The sequence below is a fragment of the Streptomyces sp. NPDC001508 genome, assembly GCF_040298665.1.
Classification (GTDB): Bacteria; Actinomycetota; Actinomycetes; order Streptomycetales; family Streptomycetaceae; genus Streptomyces.
This window is the reverse complement of sequence record NZ_JBEPAP010000013.1, coordinates 20331-35244: the sequence shown is the minus strand read 5'-3', so window position 1 is coordinate 35244 and position 14914 is coordinate 20331. Positions and strand designations below refer to the sequence as shown.

Here is a 14914-nt window from a genome sequence, read left to right as displayed (position 1 = left end):
CCCCCTCTTTGTGAGATTGGAGGAACGGGCCGGTGACCGGACAACCGGGCACCACCGTCCCATCACCTGCCATGCAGACCACTGACAACAGCCTGACCTGGCTTCTGCAGAACCTCCTGGAACGCACCCCCGGGACGCGTCACTCCCTGGTGCTGTCCCGGGACGGCCTGAAGCTCTGCTGGACCGTAAACCTGACGCTGGATCAGGCCGATCAGCTCGCCGCTATCTGCTCGGGCATCCAGGCCCTCGCCCAGGGCGCCTCCGTGGAGTTCGGCGACGGCACCGGCGGCGTCCGCCACTCCATGACCGAGTTCCACGGCGGGCTGCTGTTCATCGTGGAGGCGGGCGAGGGCGCGCACCTGGCCGTGGTCGCGGACGAGGACGCCGATCCGGGAGTGGTCGGCAACCAGATGACGGAACTGGTCGAGCAGATCGGCGAGCACCTGCGGGCCGAGCCCCGCCAGCCCATGGCGGGGAGTGCCTCCTCGTGATGCGCAGGCCCGTGGACACCGGTGATCCCGATCGGCTCTACACGGTCACGGGCGGGCGCAGCCGTGCCGACGATCCCTTCGACCTGGTCACCCTGGTGGTCAGCGAGTGCGAGCCGACCGCCGGCATGCAGTCGGAACACGTCAGGATCCTCGAACTGTGCCGGCATCCCACGGCCGTGGTCGAGATCTCCGCGGAGCTGAAACTTCCGATCACCGTGGTGCGCATCCTGCTCGGTGACCTGCTGGCCACCAGCCGGATCACCGCACGCCACCCGCGTGCGGCGCGATCCTTCGCTTCGCTTCCCGAAACCGCCCTTCTCAAGGAGGTGCTCGATGGGCTCCGCAATCTCTGAGCTGCCTTCCAGCCGTGCGCCCTTGGCCGATGCCGCCGAGACCGGACTCAAGATCGTCGTTGTGGGCGGGTTCGGGGTCGGCAAGACCACCTTGGTCCGCTCGGTGAGCGAGATCCGGCCGCTGAACACCGAGGAGGTCATGACGCAGGCCGGTGTCGGCGTCGACGAGATCAGCGGGGTGCGGGCGAAGACCACCACCACTGTGGCCTTCGACTTCGGCCGGATCAGCCTCAACGACCGTATGGTCCTGTATCTGTTCGGCGCCCCCGGGCAGGAGCGCTTCTGGTTCCTGTGGGACCGGCTCTTCTCCGGCACGCTGGGCGCGGTCGTCCTGGTCGACACCCGGCGGATGAACGACTCCTGGTACGCGATCGACCGTCTCGAACGGCACCGGACACCGTTCGTGGTGGCCGTCAACCGCTTCGACGACGACGGGTCGCGATACTCCCTGGACGAGATACGCCAGGCGCTCAGCCTGCCCGAGCACGTGCCGCTGATCGAATGCGACGCGCGGGTGCGCGCGTCGGGCAAGGACGTGCTGATCTCACTCGTGGATCACCTCTACCAGATGGCCGCGGTCAAGGAGGGCGCATCGTGACCGACACCGGATCCGACCCCACACCGCCCCCGGGCTGCCCGGCCCACGGAGGCGCAGTGCCGCTGGCCGGCCTGGAGTACCAGCAGACGCCCGCCCAGCTGTACCGCAGCCTGCGGCGCGAGCACGGCGCCGTCGCGCCCGTGCTGCTGGACGGGGACGTGCCCGCCTGGCTCGTGCTCGGCTACACCGAGGTCAGCTATGTGACCAGCCATGACGAGCTGTTCGCCCGGGACTCGCGGCGCTGGAACCAGTGGTCGGCCATTCCCGCCGACTGGCCGCTGATGCCCTTCGTCGGCTACCAGCCCTCGGTGCTGTTCACCGAGGGCGAGGACCACCGGCGCCGGGCCGGCGTGATCACCCAGGCACTGGAGGGCGTCGACCAGTTCGAACTCGCCCGTGACTGCCAGATCATCGCCGACCGGCTCATCGCCTCGTTCGCCGGCAGCGGCCGGGCCGAGCTGATGAGCGCCTATGTGCAGGCCCTGCCGATGCGGGCCGCGGTGCAGATGTGCGGGATGCCGCACGAGGGCACCGACACCCAGCAACTCGTGGACGACCTGCGGATGTCGCTGGACGCCGCGGAGGGCGACGACCCGGTCGCGGCCTACACCCGGGTGGGCGAGCGCATCCAGCGGCTGGTCAAGGAGAAGCGGGACAAGCCCGGCCCGGACGTCACCTCCCGGATGCTGCTCGACCCCGCCGGACTGACCGACGAGGAGATCATCCAGGACCTGATCTCCGTGATCGCCGCGGCCCAGCAGCCGACCGCCAACTGGATCGGCAACACGCTGCGGCTGCTGCTCACCGACGAGCGGTTCGCGCTGAACGTCTCGGGCGGCCGGCTCAGCGTGGGCGAGGCGCTGAACGAGGTTCTCTGGCTGGACACGCCGACCCAGAACTTCATCGGCCGCTGGGCCGTGCGCGACACCCAGCTCGGCGGGCGGCAGATCCGGGCGGGCGACTGTGTCGTGCTGGGGCTGGCCGCGGCCAACACCGATCCGCAGATCTGGCCCGAGTCGCACGTCGGCGCGGAGAACTCCGCCCATCTGTCGTTCGGCAACGGCGAGCACCGCTGCCCCTACCCGGCCCCGCTGCTCGCCGACGTCATCGCCCGTACGGCGGTCGAGACGCTGCTGGAGCGGCTGCCGGACCTGGTCCTGGCGGTGGAACCGGAGGAGCTGACCTGGCGCCCGTCCATCTGGATGCGCGGCCTGACGGCCCTGCCGGCCGTGTTCACCCCGGTGGTGCAGTAGCGCATCTCTCTCAGGCGGTGGCGCCGGGCGGTGGAGCACCGCCCCGGGACGGTGCCGGACGGCGAGCGGCACGGCGGACCGGGCACGACGCGCAGGTCGTGACCCGGTCCGGCCGGGCGCGGCGGCCCGTCCGGTCCGGGCTGAGCGCGGCGTGGACCGGCGTCGGGCTCGGCCGGCGTGCGTGACGGGCCGGTGGCCGTCGAGTCCGGGCACGCCGGACTCGGTGAGTTTCCAGCCCTCGTAACGCCCGAGCCCAAGGCGGCGCGGCGGCGTGCGGCCCGAGCCGGGCGGGCTCAGAGCGTGTGCGGTGTGAAGCGCGCGGGCTCAGGCGGCCTGTGGTGTGAAGCGCACCGGCAGCGACTGCGGTCCGCGGGTGAACACGCCCTGCTCCGCCGGGTCGAACCCGTCGGCCAGCCGGGCGTCGGGCATCGCGTCCAGCAACTGGTCGACGCCGATCTCGACCTCCGCCTTCGCCAGCAGCGCGCCCACACAGAAGTGCCGGCCGAGCGAGAACGCCAGATGGTCGGCCGCGGCGGAGAAGGCGGTCGTCGTGGTCAGGTCCGCACGGAAGATGTCGAACCGGTCGGGGTCGGCGTAGCGGCTCTCGTCGCGGTTGGCGGCGCCGATCAGGCAGGTGACGGTCGCGCCCGCCGGTATGGTGCCACCGCTGAGCGTGACCTCGGTCGCCGACTGCCGCATGATCATGTGGACGGGCGGTGTGTAGCGCAGCGTCTCGGCGAAGGCGCGGGGGATCAGAGTGCGGTCCTCGCGGACGGCCGCCAACTGTTCGGGGTGCGCGAGCAGATTGGCGAAGATGCTGGCGATCGCCTTGTCGGTGGTCTCGCCGCCCGCGGCGAGCAGCAGGCTGCAGAAGGCCTTGATGTCCTCGTCGTTCATCCGCACCCCGTCGACCTCGGCGGCGCACAGCGTGGACAGCAGGTCGTCGCCGAGGTTCTGGCGGCGCTCCCGGATGATCGGGAACATGTACTCGGCGAACTCCGCCCGGGTGCGCTCACCGGCCGCCGCGACCTTCGGGTCACCGGACAGGTTGCCCAGGAAGGCGATGACCGCCGTGTACCAGCCGTGGAACCGCTCGTGGTCGCCCTTGTCCAGGCCCAGCATGTCCGCGATGACGTTGACGGGGAAACGGGTCGCGTAGTCGTGGACCAGGTCCGCGGAGCCCGTGTGCCGGAAGGCGTCGATCAGCTCACGGGAGTTGCGCTCGATGACGGGCAGGAACTTCTCCTGCAGATCGCTGCCGCGGAAGGCCGGCGCCACCAGGGCCCGCCGTACGGAGTGCTCGCGACCGCTCAACTGCAGGATGGTCTTGCCGTGTACGGGCTCGATCTGCCAGTTGTAGTTGTCGGTCGTGAACTCCCCGTTCTTGTCCTTGAAGACGCGCTCCACGTCCTCGTAGCGGGAGATGATGTAGCTCTGGGTGACGTCGTGCCAGATGAGGGGCGCACTCTCCCGCATCACTCGGTAGGCAGGGTAGGGATTCTCGGCGAACTCGGGCGAGAGTATGTCGGGTACCTGCTGAGCGGTGGACATGGGGCTCCTAGAGTGAGTCATGGCCTGCGGACACAAGGTTATTGATCAACTACGCACCCCGATAGCCGTGTCTGCGCCTAATGGTCACCTTACGGCCACCCTTGGCCGAAAACGGCCCATGGGTACACGGTTGGGCGACCCGTCCGCGCGGCCGGCCGGACTCAGCGACCGTCGGCGGGTGGGCGCAGCCGGTCGACGTCGGCGCCGCCCGAGCAGAGCGTGGCCGCACCCCGACCGCACGCCTGCGGCCCAGAGGGGCGTGATGCATCGCCAACGCCGGCGTCAACGATGTCGCGGACTTCCTGGCGCACCCCGTGCTCAGCGGCCGGCGGCGCTGGCGGACCGTGGCGATCCCGGGCGGCCGGGAGATGTCCGCGCTGCTGCCGCCCGTCGACCTCGCCGGCACCGCACCGCGCATGGACCCCGTGCCCGCCGACGGCGAGCACACCACCGCCGTCCTGACCGAACTGGGCTACAGCCCCACTGACATCGAGGAACTGAGGACCGCGGGCGTCATCTGACATCCCGCCGGACGAGGAGCGGTTCGTCGCCGAGCCCCCCCGCCCCCGCCCCGGCCCTCGGCCGCGGCCACCAGCCACCCCGCTCGGGCGGCGCACGCGGACCTGCTCGGGCGGAATTCACCGGGGCCTGGTGTGCCGTACTCCCCGTTGCCAGGCTCCTGTTCACCCAGCGTTCGGCCGTGTGTCGGCCGTTGGTTCGCGGGCAACCTCGCCGCGTTCTGGATCAGCGGATTACCATGCGCATGCGTTCATGGTCGGAACATGGGGGAGGCGCGGTTGTCCGGCAGCTCGCGTGAAGGCTCGGCAGGCATGACGGCTCCGGGCACACGGACCGTGGAGGACGGCCGGGGAGGGTGGGCGAGGCTGCCGCGCGGTGTGCGGCTGTACCGGCTGCGATCCGACGGCTCCGTCCTGCTCGGCGACCGTGACGGCGCCCGGGAACTGGGACCCGAGCGGGACCTGCTCCGGTTCATCGACGACGGGCAGTTCGCCCACTATCTGGTCGGGGACGCCGCCACGTCCCCCGAGCGTCCCTCCAACGCCACCGTCAAACTCGGCATCGTCGGCCCGCGCAGCGCCTTCACCCCGCATGCGCACGGCGGGGAGCACTACGTCCTCAGCCTCGGGTACGCGGCCTGCGGCCTGTATGACGGCGAGCGCGGCCGGGTCACCGAAGTGCCTCTGGCCCCGGGAGAGTTGATCCGCATCCCGGAGATGATGCCGCACTCCTTCGCCAACCGGGACACCACCCCGCTGACCATCCTGGCCGCCAACACCGGCTACGGCATCGACCACGAGGACTACGCGATCACCGCACCCGAGGCGGAGCACAGGGCCGCCCAAGGGGCGTACGGCGCCGCCGGGTCCGCCGGGCCGCCCACGGGCACGAGCACCCTCGCCCGTACCGACTACCTCGAACTCGCCGCCGCCCTGCGCGACATCGAGCGGGTCCAGCAGGCCCGGGGACCGGGCGTCACCACCGCCCGCGAGCGGCTGGCCGCCCGACTGCGCCGGCTCGCACAGCGACTGGAGGGCCGTCGATGATCTGCCCGCACTGCGAGAAGTCCCTGCTGCGCAAGGAACGGCCCGGCAACGTCTGCGGCATGTGCGGACGCAGATACGCCCTCGACCCCAAGACCAACCCGCTGCGCCTGCACGACCTCCGGGTCCGCCGGATCGCCGCCCAGCTCACCCAGAACGGACAACTCCCGTGCACCCCGGGCCAGTTGTGGTACGCCCTGGCGCGCAAGTCGCTGCGGGAAACCCAAGTCGAGACGGGCTGCGGCATCGTGCTGGGTGTCTTCGGCGCCATCGCCTTTTTCATCGCCGTGGGCTCGGACGTCATGGCGTTCGGCGTCATCGGCGGTCTGTTGCTGCTCGCGGCGCTCGGCTTCGTGGTCGCACGGGTGATGGGCGTCGGCCGGGGCCGTCCCCGGCTCACCCGGGCCGAGTTCCGCACCGGCCCGCTGGAGGAATGGAAGAGCGTCTACGGCTCGCTGCCGCCCGGGGTGATCGACGACAAGCACTACCCGTCCCCGGACGCCGTCCCGCCGCACGGCGGAACCGACCCGGCACCGGCCACCCCGTCCGACGGGCTCGTGCTGGTCTGCCCCGACCGCTCCGTCGCCGTCTTTCTCGACGCGGCGGGCCTGACCGCCCGTCATCGGCTCACCCTCGTCGCCGACCCGGCCGCTCTGCCCGCCGCCCCCGGCACCGGCCCCGTACTGGTCCTGCACGACGCCGACGCCCGCGGCCTGCTGCTCGCCCGCCGTGTCCGCACCGCGCAGCCGGGGCGCCGGGTCGTCGACGTCGGCCTTCCGCTCGGCGCCGTGCACGGTCTCGCCCGGGCCGTGCCCGTGCGCGGCGAGCCGCCGGGTCCGATCGTCATGGCCCGGCTGCGCGACAGCGGGGAGTTCCACCGCGACCAGCTGAAGTGGCTGGCCAAAGGCTGGGGGTTCCCGCTCGTCGGGGTGCCGCCCGCCAAGCTGCTGGCCGTCGTCTCCCGGGCCGTCGAGCGGGCCGGCGCGGCGGCCGATACGCGGCGGCGGGCCGCCGACGTCGGATTCCTGACCTGGCCGCAGGAGGGCGGATGATCTGCCCCCACTGCCAGGCCTCCCTGCTGCGCAAGGAACGCGTGGGCGGTGTGTGCGCCGGCTGCGGGCGTGCCTTCGCCCTCGATCCCAAGGTGCACGGCCGCGGCATGCACGACACCCGCATCCGGCGCGTCGCCGAGAAGGCCACCGACGCGGGCCGCCGACAGGTCACCGTCACCCAGCTGTGGTACCTGGCCCGCAACGCCAACCGCACCTGGACGGCGGCCCCGGCGAGCGGACGCCCCGCGTGGGTGGGCCGTTCGGTGGCGGTGGTCCTCGTCGCCGGTCTTGTGGCGCTCGCGTTCCTGGTCGAAGAAAGGTCCCTCTTCGGCCTCCTCTGGTGGGCGAGCGCGGCCGTGGCCGCCCTCGTGTACAGGGTGGTCAAGGGCAAGCCGTACCGTCCCGCGCGGCGCGCCGGTGCCTATCTGTCGCCCTCGCTGCGGGACTTCCGGACGATGATCTGCGTGCGCTGGGTGAAGGCGTACGGAAGCCTGCCGCCCGCCGTCGTCGACGACGAGACGTACCGGGAGCCGGGCGCGGGCAGGGCGCGGCGCGCCGCCGGGCAACCGGAGCCGGAAGCCGTCGAGTTGCTCTGCCCGGACCGTGCCGTCCGCGTCTTCCTGTCGGCGAACGGCCTTCCCCGGCGGCTGAACCTGACGCTCGCCGCCGGCCTGGACGAACTCTCCGGGACCGGGCCCCTCGCGGTCCTCCACGACGCGAGCCTGCGCGGGCTCCAGCTGGTCGCCGACGCCCGCGCTAGCCGGCCGCCGCGGGCGGTCGTGGACGCGGGCCTGCCGGTGCGCGCGGTCCTGCGCAACCGCGCGGCCGTGACGCTCCACGAGGAACCGCCCGCGAGTGTGCTGCGCGAGACTCCGCCCTGGCTGGCACGGATCGCCCGGGCCGCGCCCGAGGAGGCGCAATGGCTGATGCAGGGCTGGCGCAGCCCTGTCTCCGCGGTCCCGCCCGCCCTGCTGGCCGCGGCCGTCGAGCGAGCCGTCCGCAAGGCCCGCGGCGCCGCCGCCCCGGAGCGGCAACAGGCCGCCGCGGTCGGCTTCATGAGCTGGCCGCGGCCCGCTGAACCACCGCTGACGAAGGACGGGACCTGACATGCCGACGGCCACGCGATCCACGAACCCGGTCGGCCGGCTGCTGCTGGAGCGGGCGATCACCGTCGCCGCGCGCCGCGCCGCCGCCCCCGGCGGCCTCCGCTTCACCGAGCGGCAGCTGTACTACGAGACCTGCCGGGTGCTGCGCCCGACGCCCGCGCCGGTGCGGCGCATCCCGTACAGTCCGGCACCGCCGCTGCGGCTGTCCCGGTTCACCGAGGTGCTGCACGGCAGGGAGCCGGCCGGACTGCTGCCCGCCGCGGCCGCGGGCCGCGCGCTCGGCGGGCCCTCGCGCGAGCCCGACCTGTACGCGTACGGGCTGCCCCGGCTGTTGGTCTGCCAGGACCGTGCCATCGCCGGGATGCTGCTGGCCAACCATGTGCAGCTGGAGGCGGCCTGCCCCGTGCTGAGCGCCGAGGACGATCTGCCGCTCGACTCCCGGCTGGTGGCGGCCCTGGAGCGGGCCGGCGACGCCGTCGTGCACGTCCTGCACGACGCCGGCCCCGCCGGGATCGCCCTGCCCGCGCGGGTGCGTGAGGCGCTGGGTCCGGTGCCCGTCCGGGTCGTCTCGCTCGGTCTTGTGCCCCGGCACGTCCAGGCGCTGCGCCTGGTGTCCGGGCGCAGACCCGGCCCGGTGCCGCCGCTCGGACCCGTGCCGCGCGGGCTCAGACCCTCGGAGGTCGACTGGCTCGCCGACGGCCGGTTCGCCGAGGTCGCCGCGGTCCCGCCCGCGCGGCTGCTGCGCGCCGTGCTGCGGCTGACCCGCGGGCCACGGCCGGCCCGCCACTCCGTCTGGGGCGAGCTGCGCGAGCTGCGCACCGCCGGCTTCCTGACCTGGCCCGACGCGTGATCTGCCGCGATGTCCGACCCGGCCGCGCAGCGTACCCACGCCTGACCCGACCCCGTCCCGAGGACCGTATGCCCGAGCACCGCAGACCCAAGGACCGAAGCGCATGATCCGCCCACGCGACATCGGCTACACGGACGAACTGCTCGCCGACCGCAGCGTCCACCGCACCTACGAGGACGGCCGGCAGGAATGGCGTCGCCGCGGCCCGGCCGGCCAGGTGCACTGGCGCGACGACCAGGGCGGCACGGGCACCGACGAACTGCTGGGCGACAAGATCGTCAAGCGTACGCTCGCCGACGGCACGGTGACCTACGGGCGGGACCTCGGCTACGGCCGGACCCTGTGGGGACGCGGCGAAACCCTCATGATCAACCGGACGTCGTTCGGCGGCCGGATGGGCGCCGTCCTCGTCGGCCTCGGCGTGGCGTCTCTCGCCGTCACCGCCGCCCAGCTGCCGCCGCTCAGCCTCACCCCGGAGGAGGAAGAGGAACTGCGCCGGCAAGCGCAGGCCTCGCCCTCCGGCGGCGGCGACGGCGGGGGCGACGCAGGCGGCGACGGTGGCAGCCACGACGGTGACAGCGACGTCGACTGGGACGGCGGGTACTGGGGCGACGACGGCGGCGGCTGGAGCGACGACGACTTCGGCTGACGGCCCGCCCCCTGAGCCGACGAAAGGACGCGCGTACCCGGGGTATCCGGGCGTGCGGCAACAGGAAAGGACCTCCGATGGCGCGCTTCTGCGTCTGTCTGGCGTCGGGAGCCGGGCCCGCCGACGGCCGGCCCGGCGCGGCCGATCTGCACCTCGCCGCCATGGGCGCCCCGCCCGTCGCGCCGGGACTCGCGCTCGTGCGGAACGAACCCGGCCACGCCCAGGGGCCGTTCGACGCGCACGGGATGCGAGCCGTCGGAGAGGTCACCCTGCACAACCGCGCCGAACTCCTCGCCGCCCTCACCGCCGACGGCGCCCCCGCCCCGCCCGAGGCCGCCGACGGCGAGCTGCTGCTGCGCTGCTGGGCCCGGCTCGGCGCCCGCGGCGTCGCGCTGGCCGAGGGCATGTTCGCGCTCGCCGTCCTCGACGGCGACGACCTCGTGCTGATCCGCGACCACGTCGGCGCCCGCACCCTCTTCTACGCCCGTGCCGCGGACGCCTGGGCGGCCGCCACCTCGCTGCGCGCCCTGCGCCGCTGGCCCGCCCTGGGCACCCGCATGAACCTGTCCGCCGTACGCTCCTTCCTCACCTTCGCCTATCTGCCCGGCGACGAGACGCTGCTGGCGGGCGTGCGCGAAGTGCTTCCCGGCCGGGTGCTGCGGCTCGCGGCCGACGGGACCGTGACCGAGACGGTCCACTGGGAACCCCGGGAGCGGCTCGACGGGCCGGCCGGCGGATCCGACGACCATGTCCTCACCCTGCGCGCCCTCCTCGAAGAGGCCACCGCACGGCGGCTGCCCGACGCCGAGGCCGTCGGCGTCCTGCTGTCCGGCGGGGTCGACAGCTCGCTCGTCACCGCGCTCGCCGCGAAGCTGCACAGCCACCCCGTGCACACCTACTCCATCAGCTTCGGCGACGAACTGCCCAACGAACTCGGCTACTCGGGCCTCGTCGCCGCCCACTGCCACACCCGGCACCGGGTGCTGACGGTGTCCGGCACGGCGGTCGCCGCCCGGCTCGCCGACACGGCAGCCCTGCTCGACAGCCCGGTCGGCGACCCGCTGACGGTGCCGAACCTGATGCTCGCCGAGGCGGTCGCCGGCGACGGGCTGCGCACCGTGCTCAACGGCGAGGGCGGCGACCCGGTGTTCGGCGGACCGAAGAACCTCCCCATGCTGGTCCAGGAGATGCACGCGGGGACTCCGGGAGCGCACGAGTCGCCCTGGTACGAGGACCGGGCCACCGCCTATCTGCGGTCCTACCGCAAGTGCTGGACCGACCTGCCGGACCTGCTGACCGCCGACGCGCTGTCCGCGCTGAAGTCGGCGCCGGCCCCGCAGCGCTTCGTCGAGCCGTACCTCACCGGCCCGGACCGGATGACCCACCTCCTCAACCAACTGCTCCACTGCAATCTGCGCACCAAGGGCGCCCATCACATCCTCACCAAGGTGGAACGGCTGACCGCGTCCCAGCAACTCCAGGGCCGCGCCCCGCTGTTCGACCGGCGCGTGGTGGACCACGCCTTCGCCACCCCGCCCGCGCTCAAACTCCGGGGCACGGCCGAGAAATGGGTGCTGAAGGAAGCCGTACGTGACCTGCTGCCCGCCACCGTCGTGGACCGGCCCAAGAGCGGGATGCGGGTTCCGGTGCAGCAATGGCTGAACGGGCCGCTGCGCGAGCTGGGCGGCGACCTGCTGCTCGGCCGGGCCGCGCGACAACGGGGGCTGTTCCGGCCGGACACCGTACGCACCTGGCTGCGCGGCGAGGGCACGCTGCTGCCCCGGCAGGGCGGCAAACTGTGGCTGGTGCTCACCCTGGAGCTGTGGTTGCGGGCGTACGACCTGTGAACCTCCACGCACGGACCGAGGAGACGACCGACTCGTGAACACCCATCTCATCGACCCCCGCACCGGCCGGGACCGGGGCACCGTCCCCGTCACGCGCGAGAGCGAGGTGCGGTCGGCGGTCGAGGCCGCCCGCGCCGCCCTGCCCGGCTGGCGCGGCCTGACCCCCAAGGAGCGGTCCCGGCGACTGGAGCGGCTGGCCGCGCTGGTGGAGCGGCACGCCGACGCGTATGTCGCACGGGAGGCCGCAGGCACCGGCAAGCCCGACAGCGAGACCACGGGCGAGGTGGAACACGTCGCCGACCTCTTCCGGTTCTACGCCTCCGCCGTCCGCGCCCAGTCGGCACCGGCCGCCGGACGGCTGGTCGACGGCCACGAGAGCTGGGTGCGCTTCGAACCCCTCGGGGTCGTGGGCGTCGTCGTGCCCTGGAACTACCCGCTGATGATGGCCGCCTGGCGGTGCGCCCCGGCCCTCGCCGCCGGCAACACGGTGGTCGCAAAACCCGCCGAGACCACCCCGGACACCCTGCGACTCCTCGCCGAGCACGCCGCCGAAGCGCTCGGCCCCGCCGTCCTCACCGCCCTGCCCGGCGACCGGCGGACCGGCCGGCTGCTGGTCGAGGCCGACGTCGACATGGTCGCGTTCACCGGCAGCGCGACGGCCGGGGCCGATGTGGCGGCGCGTGCCGCCGGACGCCGGGTCAGTCTCGAACTCGGCGGCAACGCCCCCGCGTTGGTGCTGCCCGACGCGCCCGACGACACCTGGACCCAACTGGCCCGCGCCTGCACCTACAACGCCGGGCAGAGCTGCGCCGCTCCCGCCCGGGTCATCACCCTGCGGGAGAACTACGAGCGGACGGTGGAGAACCTGGCCGCCGCGGCCCGTGACCGGCTCGCCGGACGGGACTTCGGACCGCTCAACAACCCCGACCAGCTGGCCCGTTACGACGGCATCGTCAAGGCGTCCGCCGCCGGCCGGAACATCGCCGCCGACATCGCCCCGCGGCCCGGCGAGGAGAACGGCTTCTGGCGGCCCACCCGGATCCTGGCCGACCTCCCCGACGACGACCCGGCGGTGGTGGAGGAGGTCTTCGGTCCGCTGCTCACCGTGCAGTGGGCCGAAGACCTGGACGCGGCCGTGGCGCTCGCCGGCTCCGTGCCGCAGGCGCTCGCGGCGAGCGTGTGGACCGGCGACCTGAACACCGGCCTGGATCTCGCCGGCCGCCTCGACGCGGGGGAGGTCTGGCTGAACTGCCACCTGGTGCAGACCGCCGAACTCCCGCACGGCGGCCGGGGCGCCTCGGGCCACGGCACCGACCTGAGCACACTGGCCCTGCCCGAGTACCAGCGCCCCAAGACGATCACGGCCCGCCTGACCTCCGGAACGTGAGCCCATTTCCACCCGCCTGACTCCGGAGCGGGTACCTGGACCCACGGCGGCATCGGTCGAGCGGGGTGTCCGGAACTTACGGCGGCATCAGGCGAGCGGGGTGGGCCCAGCGGGTTGCCGCTGACGGCGGGCCGGTGCCGGGCGGTCACGGGCCAGGACCGAAGCCCCCGTCGCCGGCGCCGCGCACGCGGAAGGTCGTGAAGCCAACAGGTCCCGGGCCACGGGACGTTCGGGCCCGTGGCCCGGGACCTGCAGCCCTTCAGCACGGTGTCGACCGCGCGGGAGATTGAAGGCGCAACGAGAGTCGACCGCATCCTGCGTGACACACCCTTCGGAAGGGATGAGCACCATGGCCGTGCACGACCAACCCCACCCGCACCGGGTATTCCGCTTCCCGTCCCCACGCAGGGCGGCAACGGCTCCCGACACCGACGAGACGACCGCCGCCGCGCCCGCCACCCGCGCGTACGCGTTCGCCGGACTCCGCATCCTGACCGGGTTCGTCTTCCTGTGGGCGTTCCTGGACAAGACGTTCGGCCTTGGCTACGCGACCCCGTCCGGCAAGGGCTGGATCGACGGTGGCTCGCCCACCGAGGGGTTCCTCAGCAGTGTCGCGGCCGGACCCATGCGGTCGACCTTCCACGACTGGGCCGGGGCAGCCTGGGCGGACTGGCTGTTCATGCTGGGTCTGCTCGGCATCGGCCTCGCCCTGATCGCGGGCATCGGCCTGCGGCTCGCCGCGGTCGCCGGCATCGCCATGATGGCGCTGATGTGGATCGCGGAATGGCCGCCCGCCAAGCACCTGTCCGACGGGTCGGCGAGCATGTCGACCAACCCGTTCGCGGACTACCACGTGATCTACGCCGTCGCCCTGGTCGCCCTCGCCGCCGCGGGCGCCGGCGCCACCTGCGGTCTGGGCAGGGCCTGGGCGCGGCTGCCCTTCGTCAGCCGTAACCGCTGGCTGCTGTGAGGGCCGCACGCCCTCCCCACCGGGGCACCCCCGCCCTCCGGCGGGGGTGCCCCGCACCCCTGCGCGCCCCCCGGCGGGACGACGCGGGGCAGTGGCCGATCACCGAGAAAGAGGAGGCGTCATGCGCACCCGAGCCGTGCTGGACCCAACCACCGTGGAGCCGCTGCTCGCGGCCGCCGTCGCGGCACCGTCGATCCACAACACCCAGCCCTGGCGATTCCGTGTGGACCCCGACAACCAGGTGCTGGAAGTCCACTCGTTGCCGGGGCGCACACTGCCGCTGACCGATCCGACGCACCGCGCCCAGTATCTGTCCGTGGGCGCGGCCGTCTTCAACCTCCGGCTCGCCGCCGTGCACCTGGGCCGGCGGGCCGAGGTGCGGCTGCTGCCGGACCCGCGGCAGCCCGGCCTGCTGGCCGCCGTACGACTGACCGACCCGCTCGGCACGGACGAGGAACGTCTGGAGCGTGGTCTGCACGAGGCCATCGCCCGACGGCACACGAGCCGGATGCCGTTCACCGGACGCCCGGTGCCCGAGCCGATCGTGGCGGAGATGGCGGCCGCGGCGCAGGCCGCCGCGGCCCGTCTGCATCTGCCGGACATCGCCGGTACGCGGCGGCTGCTGCGCCTGACCGCCGCGGCCGAGGCACGCAACCACGCCCACCCGGCACGCACGGCCGAGACCCTCGCCTGGATCAACGCCCCGGGTTCGGGTGCCCGTTACGGCATTCCGCTCACCGCCCTCGGCCCGCGCGACGCGGGCCGGCGGATACCGATGCGGGACTTCACCGGGCCCCTGCGTCTCGTCCCCCGGCCCGCCCTGTGGTTCGAACGCCATGTCCAACTGGCCCTGCTGTGGACGCCCCACGACCGGAGGGACGACTGGCTGCGGGCCGGGCAGGCGCTGCAGTACGTGCTGCTCACGGCGACCGCGCACGGTCTGCGCACTTCGCTGCTGCACCAGGCCATGGAATGGCCCGATCTGCGGGCCGCGACGGCCCCGCCGCACCACAAGCGGTGCCATCCGCACATATTGATCCGGTTCGGGTACGGACCGGACGGCCCCGGCACACCGCGAGGCCCCGGGCTGCCCGATCCCGCCGCCGTGTGAAGAGGGCCCGTTGGGCCCCTCCGGCGGCCGATCGGGGGCTGTTCGGCCCTATCAGCCCGGGGTGGCCCTGCGGCGATCATGAGGCGGCGGCCGGGAAGGCCAGGTTGACCACCCGCACCCGTGGCCTTCCCGGT

The 14914-nt window shown here is 73.2% G+C and carries 14 protein-coding genes and 1 pseudogene; 14 read left to right on the top strand and 1 reads right to left on the bottom strand.

The window, feature by feature from the left end:
* Positions 1–71: 71 nt before the first annotated feature.
* From ABT245_RS14910 to ABT245_RS14895, 4 genes are read left to right on the top strand one after another with little or no spacing between them, the layout of a single operon-like run.
* Entirely contained in the window at positions 72–491 is a 420-nt protein-coding gene (locus ABT245_RS14910) for a roadblock/LC7 domain-containing protein (RefSeq protein ID WP_351733392.1), read from the top strand.
* Entirely contained in the window at positions 488–844 is a 357-nt protein-coding gene (locus tag ABT245_RS14905) for a DUF742 domain-containing protein (RefSeq protein WP_351733390.1), read from the top strand. The genes ABT245_RS14910 and ABT245_RS14905 overlap by 4 nt, the downstream gene beginning before the upstream one ends.
* Positions 825–1442 (top strand): GTP-binding protein, encoded by a 618-nt coding sequence (locus ABT245_RS14900; protein ID WP_351733387.1) that lies wholly within the window; start codon positions 825–827, stop codon positions 1440–1442. The genes ABT245_RS14905 and ABT245_RS14900 overlap by 20 nt, the downstream gene beginning before the upstream one ends.
* Complete coding sequence (locus ABT245_RS14895; RefSeq protein WP_351733385.1) at positions 1439–2695, top strand: cytochrome P450; 1257 nt, start codon at positions 1439–1441, stop codon at positions 2693–2695. The genes ABT245_RS14900 and ABT245_RS14895 overlap by 4 nt, the downstream gene beginning before the upstream one ends.
* Positions 2696–3019: 324 nt before the next feature.
* On the opposite strand, the gene ABT245_RS14890 is transcribed toward ABT245_RS14895, so the two are convergent.
* Positions 3020–4246 carry a cytochrome P450 gene (locus ABT245_RS14890; protein WP_351733383.1) on the bottom strand — a complete coding sequence of 409 codons (1227 nt, stop codon included), beginning with the start codon at positions 4244–4246 and terminating at the stop codon, positions 3020–3022.
* A 266-nt stretch (positions 4247–4512) separates the two neighbouring features.
* Here ABT245_RS14890 and ABT245_RS14885 point away from each other — a divergent pair.
* From ABT245_RS14885 to ABT245_RS14840, 10 genes and pseudogenes are all read left to right on the top strand, one after another.
* Positions 4513–4767, top strand: a pseudogene (locus tag ABT245_RS14885) (CoA transferase); the annotation flags it as partial.
* A gap of 309 nt (positions 4768–5076) precedes the next feature.
* Complete coding sequence (locus tag ABT245_RS14880; protein WP_351733381.1) at positions 5077–5811, top strand: cupin domain-containing protein; 735 nt, start codon at positions 5077–5079, stop codon at positions 5809–5811.
* Complete coding sequence (locus ABT245_RS14875) at positions 5808–6860, top strand: hypothetical protein (RefSeq protein ID WP_351733380.1); 1053 nt, start codon at positions 5808–5810, stop codon at positions 6858–6860. Before ABT245_RS14880 ends, ABT245_RS14875 begins: the two co-directional genes overlap by 4 nt.
* A complete protein-coding gene (locus ABT245_RS14870; RefSeq protein WP_351733379.1) occupies positions 6857–7966 on the top strand; it encodes a hypothetical protein in 1110 nt (369 codons plus the stop codon). Before ABT245_RS14875 ends, ABT245_RS14870 begins: the two co-directional genes overlap by 4 nt.
* Before the next feature lies 1 nt (position 7967).
* The gene (locus ABT245_RS14865) at positions 7968–8816 is read left to right on the top strand and encodes a hypothetical protein (RefSeq protein ID WP_351733378.1); all 849 of its coding nucleotides are present in this window, start codon (positions 7968–7970) and stop codon (positions 8814–8816) included.
* A gap of 103 nt (positions 8817–8919) precedes the next feature.
* On the top strand, positions 8920–9465 hold the full coding sequence (locus ABT245_RS14860; protein WP_351733377.1) for a hypothetical protein: 546 nt from the start codon (positions 8920–8922) through the stop codon (positions 9463–9465).
* 77 nt (positions 9466–9542) lie between these two features.
* Positions 9543–11312, top strand: a complete 1770-nt coding sequence (locus ABT245_RS14855; protein ID WP_351733375.1) for an asparagine synthetase B family protein — start codon at positions 9543–9545, stop codon at positions 11310–11312.
* Between the two features lie 34 nt (positions 11313–11346).
* Positions 11347–12699 (top strand): aldehyde dehydrogenase family protein, encoded by a 1353-nt coding sequence (locus ABT245_RS14850; protein ID WP_351733373.1) that lies wholly within the window; start codon positions 11347–11349, stop codon positions 12697–12699.
* 349 nt (positions 12700–13048) lie between these two features.
* Positions 13049–13669: a DoxX family membrane protein gene (locus ABT245_RS14845; protein WP_351733695.1), complete on the top strand. Its 621-nt coding sequence runs from the start codon at positions 13049–13051 to the stop codon at positions 13667–13669.
* A gap of 121 nt (positions 13670–13790) precedes the next feature.
* Entirely contained in the window at positions 13791–14780 is a 990-nt protein-coding gene (locus ABT245_RS14840; RefSeq protein WP_351733370.1) for an Acg family FMN-binding oxidoreductase, read from the top strand.
* Positions 14781–14914 lie beyond the last annotated feature (134 nt).